The sequence below is a fragment of the Helicobacteraceae bacterium genome (genome assembly GCA_031258155.1).
Taxonomy (GTDB): domain Bacteria; phylum Campylobacterota; class Campylobacteria; order Campylobacterales; family SZUA-545; genus JAIRNH01.
In genome coordinates, this window is the sequence record JAIRNH010000050.1 from 1 (window position 1) to 13,875 (window position 13,875).

Below are 13,875 nucleotides of genomic sequence, written 5' to 3' on the forward strand. Positions count from 1 at the left end.
ATTATTCTCGCGATAAGCGATTACACGGGGGGAGTTTATTTTTCGGTAAAATTCGACGGCTAAAAAATCCCTGTTTGGCCCCCCCCCCCCCCCCCCCGCTATTTGCGGTTGCCTCGCAAGGCGAGCGACGCGCGGCGATCGCCCAGCCAATCTCTACGCCAACATTTCAACTCGCGCGCTCGCAACGATCGCGACCCAGAGCTTCTCGAAGCTCTAATCGCCGCAAAGAGTTTCAGTCCGTAACCGGTTTTATAGGCGCTAAAACGCCCGACGGCGCGCCGACAAGTTTACGGAACGCTATCGATAGCGTTAAAGGAGGTTTGTGAAAGAACGCGCGGAACAAACGCAAAAAGCTATAAGCCGCCGTTAAGCGTTTGGTGGCTTGTAACAAACTTGCTCAAAGCGGTTTTTGACGACGAGGCGATCCGCGTTAATCGTCTTTGGATTCTTCGCGCCGCAAATCGATAAACATCCGATGCGTCTCATTGATATGCTCAACCGCCCTATGACCATTAAAAACGCTAGACAAGGCTATTTCGTTATCTTTGGTGAAGCGGTGGTTGATTCTGATATTGTAGGTTTTAAACGCCCAACTTATGAGTCCCGTAAAATAAACGGCGCAATCAAGGTCTCGCCATTTTACGCCGCACACTCCTTTTTGCCATGGGAAAACGCTCATATACAACCAAACGCCATCGTCGTCGGCGTATAGGCGTACGCTTCTTAAAAATAGAGACTTATACATAAAACGAGCATATGAAACGTAATGCCCCCGGCGGCGCCCAGAAAGTTATATCTATCGCGTTTGACGGAATCGGTTTTGGCGTTTTGTTTATCCATCGCGACGCGATGGTAAAACGTCGCTAAAACGCCAAAGATCGCAAACAAGATCGCGGCTATAAACGCAAAGCGAATAACAAGCGCGAGATAGGTCGTCTAAGACAATTTAAAACGTTTTACAACGCCGTCGTTTGTTTTGCTTACCATAAAAATCGCCCGTATTTTTCCGGTATTATATCGGCGCGCTATTTTGCTCGCTCAAAGCCACAATCGCCCCCGCTCTAGCTAGAGCGCGATCGATATGATCGCAGATATTAACCTCGCCTATCAGTTTATGCAGACCCGCCCGCCGAATGTTTTGATAGACTTTGTGATTTACGCCGCTTAGAACCAGCGTCGTCCCCTGCTTAGCGGCGCCATTGTGCAGCTCCTCAAGCGCGTTTAAGCCCGCCGCGTCCGCCATCGGCACAAAACGCATTCGCAAGATAAAGACCTTTGGCGGTTTGGAAAATATCCTAAGCGTATCGCGCAGCCGCTCCGCCACGCCAAAAAACAGCGGACCAAACAGTTCGTAAACCTCCGTGTCGTTTGGCACGATCTTTTTGCTAATCGCGTCGGGATCGCTCTCCTCGTCGCCAAGCGCGTCCTTGAACGACTTGATCTGCGTGCCTTCCATCATCTTTTGAATAAAGACCAGCGAAGCCATCGATATGCCCGCCAAGATCGCTATGTTTAGATCGACTAGCGTCGTTAGCGTCAGCGTCATAAACAGCACCGCCGCGTCGCTCTTTGGCGCTTTAAGAATTGACTTTATGCGCTTAAACTCGCTCATATTCCACGCGATCACGACCAATATGCCGGAGAGCGCCGCTAACGGCACATGCGCGATAAACGGCGCGAGGAAAAACATAATCAGCAACAGCCACGCCGCGTGTAGCATCCCCGAAATCGGCGTTTTCGCGCCGTTTTGGATATTCGCGGCGGTGCGAGCGAGCGCGCCTGTGGCGCATATCCCGCCAAAAAGCGCGCTGGCGACGTTTGCCGTCCCCTGCCCTATCAGCTCCGCGTTGGAGTTGTGGCGCGTTCCCGCCAAACCGTCCGCCACCACCGCGCTAAGCAGCGACTCTATGCCCGCTAAAAGCGCGATCGTCAGCGCGCTGGGAAAAAGCTCGCGGAGTTTAGCGAAGGTGATTTCGGGAAAGCTCGGCATAGGCAACATATTTGGAATAGAGCCAAAACGACTTTGGATCGTCTCGATTGGCGGCGAGAAAACGATGGAGAGCAAACCCATCGCGCCCACGACCACCACTGGACCGGGAATGCGCGGAACAAAGCGTTTGCATAGGACGATAATCGCTATCGATGCGAGCGCGACGGCAAGCGCGGCTAAGTTGATCGTGTCAAAATGTTCGACGTAGGCGATAAGGCGGTGCAAAAAATCCGCCGGCAGCTCGCCTTCGATCGTCAGCCCGAAAAAGTCCTTAATCTGCGAGAAAATAAGCAGTATCGTTATGCCGCTGGTAAAGCCCGTGATTACGGGGTATGGAATAAATCTGATCAAAATCCCCGCTTTGCAAAAACCCAAAACGATCAAAATAACGCCCGCCATAATCGTGGCGATCGCCAGTCCGTCGAAGCCAAACTGCGAATACACGGTCGCCACGGTAACGGCGAAGGCGGCTGTGGGACCGCCGATTTGAAACTTGCTGCCGCCGAAAGCGGAGATGAAAAAACCCGCCACCACGGCGGTAAAGAGCCCTTTTTCTGGCGGCAGTCCGCTCGCGATCGCGATCGCCATAGCAAGCGGCGTCGCGATCACCGCCACGCTTAATCCCGAAATCGCGTCGGAGACGAAACTTTTGGGCGAGTAGCCGTGCAAAGAGTGCGCGATTTGCGCTCCGTATAGGTTGTGAATCTTTTTTAACGCGCCGACAATCGTCATAAAAACCTCGCGGTAGTTCTTGGCGTGAAACGATACTTAAAATAGCTTAGTTTATTATTAGGCGCGACGCGAGATCGCGAAAACGCCGTTTAAGTTTGGCTTAATTTTGTTTCGCGGCGGACGCGAAAACGTCCAGCCTTACGGCGTTATAATCGCGTTGTAGAACTCAAGGACGCTATATGAACGGCAATCGACTATTTCTGCTTTGCCTACTGTTAATCACGCTCTATCTGATGTATAAATTATATCTGCCGTTTTTGGCGGATATGGCTATAGCGTCGCTGCTTGCCATAGCTATGTCCAACGTGAACTTTTTTATACAGAGATTTGTAAAATACGCGCTTATCTCTTCTATTCTGACCACGTTGGCGTTGGCGCTTGTTATATTCGCGCCGATAGGATACGTTATAACCGCCGCGAGCAATATGATTAGCTTTGATTCAAACCCTGTGGAAAAGATCGTTTCATATCTCTCTACGATCGACGCTTCGCTACCCGAATCGTTAGATTTTTTAAAACCGGATATAAAAGCGTATATAGACAATCTAAACAAATCTGAAATATCGGCGACAATCGTTTTCTACGTTAGAACCATAGGAGAAAAAAGCGCCGGATTTCTGAAAGATATGGCGCTGATCGTTATATTCTTTTTCTTTGCCTCCTATTACGGCAAAAGGTTGGCGGCGTATTTTCAAGGCGTGCTGCCAATGAACAAAAAAGAGGCGAACGATATATTTTTCGAGGTCGCCAACGTGATGAGCGTAACCTTGTATTCAATCGTATTAACGGCGATCTTAGAAGGCGTTTTGTTTTCATTCATAGCCGCGGCGTATGGCTACGATCCGCTGTTATTCGGCGTTTTATACGGCTTCGGCTCGCTTGTCCCGATTGTGGGCGGGGCGCTTATCTGGCTACCTTTGGCTCTAATCGAGCTTGCCAACGGCAACGCCGTATCCGCGCTTATTATCGCGTTTTACTCGTTTATTATTATCGGAGCGGTCGATATTTTTATTAAACCGATCATCATTAAATACGTTAATCGTCAATTAGTCAAAACGCCGGTTTATTTTAACGAGCTACTGATCTTTTTTTCGATCGTGGCGGGGCTGGCGACATTTGGTTTTTGGGGAATGATATTGGGTCCCGCGATCACAACCTTTTTTATATCGCTGCTGAAACTGCATCGATCGATCAAAGAAAACTCGTCGTTAGAGTTATCGGATCGCTAACGCCGCGCGTTCGCTTAAAATCAAAACGACGCCTTTCGCCCCCATTTTTAAAAAGCGAACAAAGGCGTCGCGCCGTCAGCGTTTTTCAAGTTGCCTAAGCAAACCGCATTCGCCAAGTTCGCACGCGATCTTCGCGTCTCTTTCCGCGTCGCGCCTATGTTTTATAAGCAGGTTTGTTTTTCCGAGTTCGATATATATAGCCGCGTTATTTTTGTCTAACGCGGACGCTTTGTTTAGATCGTCGATCGCTTTCTCGTAGGCGCGTTGTTTATTGTAAGCCGCGGCGCGTTTCATGTATAGTTGATGATTATTCGGGTCTAACTTAACGGCTTGCGATAGATCCGCGATCGCCCTTGCCAAGTTGGAGTTTAGCTGCAATTCCGCCCTGCTCGCGTATGCCTCCGCGTATTTGGGATTGAGCTTGATCGCCTGATTGAAATCGGCGAGCGCGGCGGAGCGTTTGTTTTGTTTAAGATATATCGCGCCGCGCGCGCCGTAGGTTTCGGCAAGCGAGGGATTTATCTTGATAGCCTGCGCAAAATCGGAGAACGCCTTGCCGTAATCGCCCAGCTCTCCGTTGGAAACGCCTCTGGCGCTGAAAGCCTCCGCGTATTTGGGATTGAGCTTGATCGCCTGATTGAAATCGGCGATCGCTATTTTGTATCTTTTCAGACCGTTATTCGCCGCTCCGTGTCCGTAATAAAAATCCGCCCGTCGCGGCTCTTTTTGTATGGCTTTTGTGAAATCCTCGACGGCGTTTTTATAGTCGCCGACGCGGTTATAGGCAAAACCGCGCCCTCCGTAAGCCTCCGTAAGCGTCTCGTCAAATCTAAGCGCGATGGTAAAGTCCGCTATAGCGTTTCTAGCTTCCCCGTTTTTCAGATACGCCGCGCCGCGATCGGCAAACGCGGGAACAAAGTTGGAGTTTAGTCGAATTGCCCGCGTGAAATCGGCGATCGCCTTTATTTGATTGCCGCTTTTGAGATATGCGCTGCCGCGCTCGTAACAGGAGACGTAATCTCTGGGGTTAAGAGCGATCGCCCGCGTGAAATCGGCTATCGCTCCGCTAAAATTTCTATTTGCCGCGTGTATCTGACCGCGCCCCGCATACGCCGCCGCCGCGTTTGGATCGGCGCCGATCGCCAAAGAGTAATCGGCGAAAGCCTTCTGCTTGTCGTTCGCGGCGGCGTATTCTTTTGCGCGCAAAAGATAGACGTTCGTTAGCTTGGAGTCGAATTTGATCGCTTGGCTAAAGTCCTCGATCGCCCTCTCCCGTTCGCCGCGATCGGAGCGCATAACTCCTCTGGAGCGGTAAGCCGCAGAATGGAAGGGATCCGCTTCGATCGCTCTGGAATAGTCGTCAAACGCCTCTTGGGTATTGCCCTGCCGTTGATAGGCGCTCGCGCGCAAAAACAGAACCAACGAATTGTTCGGTTCTATCGCGTAGGCTTGGTTGTAATCGTCTATGGCTTTGGCGTAATCGTTTGTTTTGAGCGAAACGTTCGCGCGCAGTAGATGGGTTAAAATCTTGGCGCTCGCGTCGTATTTGGAGCCGTTCGTATAATCGGATAGCGCCTCGCTCGTATTGGCGAGCCTGCCGTGCGCGACGGCGCGTTTAAAATAGGCTTCGGCGAGGTCTCTTTTTTGCCTGAGCGTTTCCGTATAATCGGCGATCGCTTCGCGCGTCGCGCCGACGTTCATATACGCGTCCCCTCTTAAAAGGCGCGCTTGATAGTTTTTCGGATCGCGCTTTATCGCCTCCGTATAATCGGCGATCGCTTTGGGGTAGTCTTTAAGTATCGCGTATTCGTTGGCGCGGCGAATATACGACGGCGTTATATCTTTGCCAAAGCCGATCGCCGAGGTAAAGTCCTTGATCGCCTCTTGGTGTTTGCCGTCCATAGAGTAGGCGATCGCCCGCCCGCTATAAGCTACGCGCGCGTTTTTATCGTTTAAGATGGCAAAGGTGAAATCGACGATCGCTTTTTTGCTCTCGCCCAATTGGAGATAAACAAAGGCTCGATCCATAAAAGGCGCCGCCGCCGTTTGGTTTGATTTAATCTGCTCGGTGTATCGCTCGATCTCCTCTTGATGCGAAATAGGCTCTTCGGCAACGCATATAGAGGAGATAACGAGCGCGCAAACTAAACTATAACGCATTATTCGTCCTTTGAACTAAAATTACGCTATTTTAGCCTACAAAAGGTTTGTTAGCGCTTGGTTGTATAGCGGGCGTCAAAACGCCCGCTCCGTTCGCGAAGTTTTGCCCGCCATAAACGCTTAAAACCGCTTTATCGCTCAAACGCCGCGTTTTTGCGGCTTTAGAGCTTTCTTTTGCGTTGGCGCTTGCGCGAGGCGCATCGGCTCCGATCGGGCGTTTTGCGCCGCGTAAAGCGCTATTTCTCGCTGAGATTATCGATTCCGTCGTCCCACTCCTCCGCCGAAGGCGCTTTTTGGGCGTAGGCGTCGCAAATATCGGCGTAGCGTTTAGCCGTTAAATCTCGATTATTTTCGCCGTATATGGCGCTAAAAATCTCGAAAGCCTTGGCAAACTCGCGGTTTTCGTAGCGATCAAAGGCTATATTCCATTGCGCGATCGTCTCTTTCAATAAAGGCGAAGCGTTTTGCTTAAGATCGATTAGCTCGTATAAACGCAGGGGCGTTTGAACGCCAACCGCTCTTATTTTGCTTAAACGCCTATAGATAAACTCGTCGCCGGCAAGCTCTTTGGTTCGCTCGCCGATCAATATGCCGCCCGTGTCGTAGCGTTTATTGGCTCCCTCCAGACGCGCGGCTAGATTGACGGCGTTTCCCATAATCGTATAGTTCATCTTTTTTTGCGTTCCCATATTGCCCACCACCATATCGCCGCTATTAACGCCTATTCGCGTATATACGGGCGTTTGGATCGGCGCGGCGTATTTTTTGATCAGAGCGTCGATCGCTTTTTGCGTGATTAAGCCGTTTTTGATCGCCTCGCGGTTAACGCTCAACTCCGCTTTTTTCATCGCTATCGCCGCTTTGCAGGCTAAAGCGGCGTGATTGGGCGTATAGATCGGCGCGCCGAAAAAGCCGATGATCGCGTCGCCCTCGTATTTATCGATCGCGCCTTGATAATCTAAAATTATGTCGCTCATAACGGTTAAGTAGTAGTTGAGCAGTTCTACTAGTTTTGAAGGGCTTTCAAGCGCTTCGGATACGGTGGAAAAACCGCGAATATCGGTAAATATCGCCGTCATTTCGCGCTCTTCGCCGCCTAGTTTTAGTTTGGACGGATCGGTTAAAAGCGCGTCGATCACTACGGGGCTTAGATACTGCCCGAAGGCGGATTTGATAAAGCGTTTTTGTCCGCGTTCGGCGGCGTATTTGCAAAGCGCCGCCGCTACGAAAGCCGCGAACGTCCCCGCCGTCGGCGCGACGACAATCATCCAAAAGCCTTTAACGTAGAAAAGAGCGCTTAATCCGACGAGCGCCGACTCGACGGCAAACAGCGCCGCTACGCTCAAATAGACGCGGTTCGCGTAAAGCGTTAAAAACGCGATCGATCCGATTGATAAAAAACAGATCAGGATATTCGCCCATAGCGGAAATTCGGCGATAAAATCGCCCGAAAGCATATTGTCTAGCATAGTGATATGCATGCCAGCGCCCGGATAGACCGACGAGATTGGAGAGGCGAAAATGTCGTAAAGCCCGGGCGCGTAGAATCCGAACGCGATATATTTGCCCTCAAAATCTTCAGGCGGCAACAGCGGCTCTTCGCCTTTGGAGTAAGCCTCTAAGCTCTGTAAAATATCGGCGGCGCTATAAGGAACGTAGCGGCTTAAATCCCCTTTGAAGCGTAGCAAAGCCTTCGCGTTTTCGTCTATGGGTATTTCGTAATCGCCCCATTTGATAAAACGTCCGTCGGAGACGACCGTTTTCTCCTCAAATCCCGCCGCGATCAAGATCGCCGCGCCGAGACTTGGGAGCGCCTCGCCGTCTAAAGGCTCGAATAGCTTATACCTGCGAAACACGCCGTCCGAATCCGGTTTGCCCGTTACGCTTCCCACCGCCCGCGCCGCGCTACGAAGCGTTTCGATTGGTAACTGCGCCGAAAACGCCAATCGATCGGCGCTAACGCGCTCGACGACGCTAAACTCGCCCAGCAGAGGCTCGCCTAACGTCCCGCCGCCGAAAAAAACCGCCTGAACAACCCCGCCGAACCTCTCGCTAGAGGCGGCAAACGCCGCGTCGTCCTCTTTGCCGTATGCCGACGGCTCGGAAAACAGCACGTCGAAGGCGATCGCTTTGGCGCCGCCAACGTTCATATAATCGACGATCTGCGCGTAGGCTTTTCGAGGCCAAGGCCACGACCAGCCGCGCTCTTTGTTAGCCCAATCTATGCTGGCTTGATCGAGCAACGCTACTATTATGTCGTCGGAAGGCTTGAACGACGAGGCGAACAGATTAGCTCTAAGATCGTAGGTTTTATACTCCAAGAAATCAAAAACGCCCGTAGCCGTAGCTAAAACGCAAACGGCGAAACTTACCGCCGCAATCGATAGAGCGGCGGCAAGTTTGGCGCGGCTTTTAATCGATTTTATCACTTTTTCATAGCGGCGTTGTAGCGCGAAACTCTCGCGCTTTTAGTAGTCGCGGCGGCGTATTTGCTTAAATGTTTCTTTACGCTTTTGATCCGATCCGTCGGAGATGGGTGAGTTTTGTTAAATCCGCCGGCGCGCGAGGCTTGGTTTTTTTGTAGTTCCTCAAGCATTGCGACCAGAGCGAAAGGATCGTAGCCCGCGTCCGATAGTAGCGAAAGCGCTTTGGCGTCCGCGTCAAACTCTTGCGATTTTGAGTAGCCGCTGTTAACCAAAACGGAGACTACGTCGCCCACTATGTCGCCGAAAGCGTCCGAGAGTTTGCCCAAATCTTTGCCGTCGCCTACGGCGCTTAAAGTTGAAACGCCCGTAGTCGTAGCCGCCTGCGTCCAGCGGCTAGTTTTGATCGCGTTAAGGCTATGGCGAAGCTGAATATGCGCGATCTCGTGAGCGATAACCGCCGCCAGCTCGTCTTCGGATTTGGCGCTTTCCAAAAGTCCGCGCGCGATCAAGATATGACCTCCGGACGTAGCGAAGGCGTTTATTTCGGGGCTGTCCAAGATTGCCGCGTGATAGCCGTTGTATATTTCAGGGTTTTTAGAGTTGATCGCGATAGCGTTTACGATCTCGTTGAGATACGCCGTCAGTTTTGGAGCGCCTTTGTAGAGCTTGTATCTAGCTAGGATCGACGCGCCTACGGCTCTGCCTATGTAATACTCCTCTTCGGGGGAGATCTCTTTGGCGGCTTTGCCGATCGATTCGCCCGATTGCTTTAGGGCGGCGGCGGTTTTTGGGTCTTCGACGAAGTTGGAGCTGATTTCAGCCACTTTGCCGACTACGGCGCAAGCGGCGAGCAAAAAAGAGGCAAAGATCAACGTCGCGGCTAAGCTAAACGCTCTCATCGTTTATCTCCTTTTGCCAAACGTCCCTCGCTTAAAAACTTGAGCAGCCGATCGCCAGAAACGGATAGAGACTCCACCTCGTCCACCTCCTTATAACCGACTTCGCCCTCTTGTTTATAGGCGTTTTCAACCTCTTTGTTAAACCCTTTGCCCGCCAGCGCGAGTTCTTGAGCGCTCGCCGCCGTCGCGCTAGAGGAGACGACGCGTTTCGAGGTTAAATTTGCCGACGAAATCCAGCCGCTTAGCGCGGCGTTTGAAACCGGTTTTACCAGCGTCCAGCGACCGTCCTCTTTCGCGACGGTAACGGCGTCGCCGTAAGAGAGAGCGCTTTTTTTGCTCGCGAAGAACGACGCGGAGGCTCTAAGCTCCGCGCTTTTTACGGCGACATACATCGTTTTGCTTTTGGCGGCGGGCGCGGCGTATAGCATAACGCCGCTTAGCGCCAAGCAGATCGCTAACCGTTTCATTCGGTTTCCTTGCCTTGCGTTTATTTAAGGTTATGTTACTTTAAAAGGCATTAAAAGACGATTCGATCAACCGCCGGCGAAGCGCGCCGCGATAACGGCGCGAAGGGGATCGCGAGCGCTACTCGTTGCGCAAAACGTCCAAAGCGTCGGTTTGCGCCGCTTTTTTCGCGGGATACCACGAACTGAGCAGCACGATTACAAACGCGCCGGCGATAATAAGCGAGAAATCAAGCGAAGAGAGATCGAGCGGCAGTTTGCTTGTGCCGTAAACGTCCGCCGGCAACGAAACGATGTCGAAGCGATCCAGCGCCCATAGAGCCGCGCCGCCAAGCGCCGAGCCAGCCGCGATACCGGCGAGACCGATCGTGGCGCCTAACGCGAAAAAGATCTTGCCGATCTCGCGCGAGGAGGCTCCTAGCGAGGTTAGCAGGGCGATCTCTTTTCTACGGTTAATCGTGGTCATAAGCAAAGAGGAGACGATATTAAGCGCCGCGACAAGCACGATCAGCATCAAAACCAAAAATAACGCGCGTTTTTCCAGCTCCAGCGCGCCGAAAAAGTTAGCGTTTTGCTCCCACCATCCTATAGCGCTCGCTTTGGCGCCAGCCGCTTTTTTGATCTCTTCGATCGCGATCGTCGGCTCTTTGGCGTCGATATGAACGCCGTGATATTTGCCTTCCTCCGCGCCCAATATTTGGCGCAGATCATCGTATCGCGCGTAAAAGTAGGTTTTATCGTAAGCGCGTAGTCCCGACTCGAACGTTCCGGTTACGGAAAAGCGTTTCATCGCGGGCGTTAACGCAAGCCCCGCCGGTCGAACGCGGGTAAAGATTAGCAGCAGTTTTTCGTTTTCGCTTAAGGCGAACTCGTCCGACAGCGTTTTGCCCGCTATCGCTTCGTAGGGGGCGTAGTTTTCTTTGGTCAGCGCGCGGGCAAAGACGGGGTTGACCTTGCTCTCCGCCTCGAAATCAACGCCGAAAACTATATGCCCCTCCATCATATCTCCTTTGCGGCTCATCGCGATCGATCTTAGATACGGGCTGAATCGTAAATCGGGAAACTCGGCGCGCAGACGATTTACCGTCTCTTCGTCGATCGTTTCGCCAAAGCGCGGAACCAACGTGATCGGGTAGTTCATCACAAACAGCTTTTCGCGGAACTCTTTCGTAACGCCGTTCATGATCGCCATCGCCACGATCAGCACCATAACGCCGGTCGCCACGCCCAAAAACGCCAAAATCGCCGCGATCGATATAAACGGTTGGGCGGGATCGAAGCGAAGGTAACGCCTAACGATAAAACCCGTTAAGCCTTTTTTTGGCATAGCTTTTTAGTTGCTCGGAGCGAAAGCGCCGCGTTTCGGACCGGATTGCCCGCAGCAGTTTTTATACTTTTTGCCGCTACCGCAAGGGCATGGCGCGTTGCGGGGTATCTTTTTCTCGATTTTAACTTGGGGGCGGACGTTTGCGCCGCTATAGGTCAGGCTCTCCTCTTTGGCGGCTTTTTCCATCTGTTCGCGCATTCGGTTGATCGCCTCTTGCTCGTCGCGGGTTCTAAATCTTATCCCAAACAACGTTTTGATAATCGCGATTTTAAGGTTCGCCGTCAGCTCGTTGAATAGCTGATAACTCTCTTTTTTATACTCGACAAGCGGGTCTTTTTGGTTGTAACCTCTTAAGCCGATACCCGTTTTCAGCACGTCCATCTGATAGAGGTGTTCGCGCCACATCTCGTCCAGACTTTGCAGATACAAGATGCGTTCGATTTCGCTTCGCTGTTCGGGCGCGAGGACGGATACTTTTTGCTCGTATTGAGCGATCGCGCCCTCCTCGATCAGCTTGCGAAGCGCGAGCGCGTTTGTTTGATCTTTTACGCCTTCGATCTCGATCTTCAAATCCTCGCGCAACGTTTTGATCAATTTTTCCGTCAAAAACTCTTCGGGCGCCAAACCTTCCGCGACGCCGCATTCGCTAAACAGCCCGTCGAGATAGAAGCGCAGGTTTTCGATAATCTTCTGTCCGACGTCCAGATCGCTCGTCATAAGCTCGCGGCGAAAGGCGTAGATTAGCTTTCGTTGCGCGTTTGCCACGTCGTCGTATTCCAACAGGTGTTTTCGCGCCTCGAAGTGCATAGATTCCACCCGTTTTTGCGCCTTCTCCACGGCGCGGGTAACCATGCCGGACTCGATATATTCGCCGTGTTTTACGCCCAAACGGGTCATAATGTTTTTTATGCGATCGGAGCCGAAAATGCGTAGCAGATTATCCTCGAGCGAGAGATAAAAACGGCTCTCTCCGGTATCGCCCTGCCTGCCCGATCGCCCGCGAAGCTGATTGTCTATGCGGCGCGATTCGTGCCGTTCCGTGCCGATAATAAACAAACCGCCGAGTTTTCTAGTCTCGTCGTCGAGTTTTATATCCACGCCGCGCCCCGCCATATTGGTGGCGATCGTAACCATCGATTTTTGACCGGCTTGCGCTATTATCTGCGCCTCTTTTTCGTGCTGTTTGGCGTTTAGCACGTTGTGCGGAATTTTCGCGGCGCTTAGCCGTTTGGAGAGCGCCTCGCTTTTTTCGATGCTGATCGTGCCGACCAAAACCGGTTGCCCTTTTTTATAGAGCGTTTTAATCTGCTCGATTACCGCCTCGTTTTTCTCGACTTCGGTGCGGTAAATTAGATCGTTGTAGTCCTTGCGGATCACGGGAACGTTGGTCGGGATCGATATAACCTCCAGCGAATAAATCTGACTAAACTCGCTCGCTTCGGTTTGCGCCGTTCCCGTCATGCCCGCAAGTTTTTTATAGAGTCTAAAGTAGTTTTGGAAAGTTATATCCGCGAGCGTTTGGCTCTCCTCTTTGATCGTCACGCCCTCTTTGGCTTCTAGCGCCTGATGCAGCCCTTCCGAGTAGCGCCGCCCCGTCGAAAGCCGCCCCGTAAATTCGTCCACGATAACGATCTCGCCCTCTTTGACGACGTAATGCACGTCTTTTTCAAACAGATAACGCGCTTTTAACGCCTGATCGAGATGGTGCGCCAGCGCCGCGTGTTCCAGATCGTAAAGGTTCTCCACGCCGAAGAGTTGTTGCGCTTTTTCCACGCCGCTATCGGTAATCATAACGACGCGGTTTTTCTCGTCGATCGTAAAGTCTTCGTCTTTGATCAGTTTTTTTGCCGCGTCGTCCGCCTGAACGTAGTGCGACATCTTGCGGTTTGTGGGACCGGAAATAATAAGCGGCGTTCGCGCCTCGTCGATAAGTATGCTATCTACCTCGTCCACGATCGCGTAGTTATGCTTGCGTTGCGTCATCTCCGACAGGGCGTATTTCATATTATCGCGCAGATAGTCAAAGCCAAACTCGTTGTTCGTGCCGTAGGTAATATCCGCCCTATACGCCTCCGCGCGCTCCTCGCCAAGCGGCAGATCGCTCGTCAAAACGCCGACGCTAAAACCTAAAAAGTTATACAAAACCCCCATATCCGCGCCGTCGCGTTTAGCTAGATAGTCGTTTACGGTTATTACGTGCGCGCCCTCCTCGCTTAAAGCGTTTAGAACTATGGGAAGCGTGGCGACAAGCGTTTTGCCCTCGCCCGTTTTCATCTCCGCTATTCGTCCTTCATGCAGAGCTATGCCGCCGATAATCTGCACGTCGAAATGGCGCATATTCAAAACTCGCTTAGAGGCTTCGCGCGTTATGGCGAAACTATCGTTTAGCGCGTCGTCTAGCGTTTCGCCGTTTTTTACCTTTTCGCGCAACTCGTTAAACGCCGCTTTGAGATCGTCGTCGCTAAGCTCGGCGTATTTTGCCTCTAGCGCATTAATCGCCGCAAGCCGCTTGCGGTAGCGCTTTAGCTCTTTATCGTTGCGCGTGCCTAAGATTTTGGTAAAAATCGCTTTGATCATCGTAAGACTTGCCTTATAACGGATAAAGCGGCGATCTTAGCATAGCGGCAGTTAAGCGCCGACGGTTATCG

At 51.9% G+C, this 13,875-nt stretch carries 10 protein-coding genes; 3 read left to right on the plus strand and 7 right to left on the minus strand.

What is annotated here, in order from left to right; translation table 11 throughout:
* Together LBF86_06425 and LBF86_06430 are read left to right on the plus strand one after the other, a co-directional pair.
* Positions 1 to 326 (plus strand): hypothetical protein (locus LBF86_06425; GenBank protein ID MDR0665139.1); only part of this gene is annotated, 326 nt, incomplete at its 5' end.
* A 149-nt stretch (positions 327 to 475) separates the two neighbouring features.
* Positions 476 to 712 carry a hypothetical protein gene (locus tag LBF86_06430; protein ID MDR0665140.1) on the plus strand — a complete coding sequence of 79 codons (237 nt, stop codon included), beginning with the start codon at positions 476 to 478 and terminating at the stop codon, positions 710 to 712.
* A gap of 300 nt (positions 713 to 1,012) precedes the next feature.
* On the opposite strand, the gene LBF86_06435 is transcribed toward LBF86_06430, so the two are convergent.
* Positions 1,013 to 2,722 (minus strand): STAS domain-containing protein, encoded by a 1,710-nt coding sequence (locus LBF86_06435; protein ID MDR0665141.1) that lies wholly within the window; start codon positions 2,720 to 2,722, stop codon positions 1,013 to 1,015.
* 179 nt (positions 2,723 to 2,901) lie between these two features.
* Here LBF86_06435 and LBF86_06440 point away from each other — a divergent pair, with 179 nt between their 5' ends.
* Entirely contained in the window at positions 2,902 to 3,951 is a 1,050-nt protein-coding gene (locus LBF86_06440; protein ID MDR0665142.1) for an AI-2E family transporter, read from the plus strand.
* Between the two features lie 75 nt (positions 3,952 to 4,026).
* Here the strand turns inward: LBF86_06440 and LBF86_06445 are convergent, their stop codons facing one another.
* The 6 genes from LBF86_06445 to secA form a co-directional block, all read right to left on the minus strand.
* Complete coding sequence (locus LBF86_06445; protein MDR0665143.1) at positions 4,027 to 6,111, minus strand: tetratricopeptide repeat protein; 2,085 nt, start codon at positions 6,109 to 6,111, stop codon at positions 4,027 to 4,029.
* A 236-nt stretch (positions 6,112 to 6,347) separates the two neighbouring features.
* Positions 6,348 to 8,540, minus strand: coding sequence for an adenylate/guanylate cyclase domain-containing protein (locus LBF86_06450; GenBank protein ID MDR0665144.1), 2,193 nt, complete (start codon positions 8,538 to 8,540; stop codon positions 6,348 to 6,350).
* Positions 8,537 to 9,436, minus strand: coding sequence for a M48 family metalloprotease (locus tag LBF86_06455; protein MDR0665145.1), 900 nt, complete (start codon positions 9,434 to 9,436; stop codon positions 8,537 to 8,539). The genes LBF86_06450 and LBF86_06455 overlap by 4 nt, the downstream gene beginning before the upstream one ends.
* On the minus strand, positions 9,433 to 9,903 hold the full coding sequence (locus tag LBF86_06460; GenBank protein ID MDR0665146.1) for a hypothetical protein: 471 nt from the start codon (positions 9,901 to 9,903) through the stop codon (positions 9,433 to 9,435). The genes LBF86_06455 and LBF86_06460 overlap by 4 nt, the downstream gene beginning before the upstream one ends.
* Positions 9,904 to 10,021: 118 nt before the next feature.
* Positions 10,022 to 11,227: an ABC transporter permease gene (locus LBF86_06465; GenBank protein MDR0665147.1), complete on the minus strand. Its 1,206-nt coding sequence runs from the start codon at positions 11,225 to 11,227 to the stop codon at positions 10,022 to 10,024.
* Positions 11,228 to 11,233: 6 nt separating this feature from the next.
* Complete coding sequence (gene secA, locus LBF86_06470) at positions 11,234 to 13,804, minus strand: preprotein translocase subunit SecA (protein ID MDR0665148.1); 2,571 nt, start codon at positions 13,802 to 13,804, stop codon at positions 11,234 to 11,236.
* Between the last annotated feature and the right edge of the window lie 71 nt (positions 13,805 to 13,875).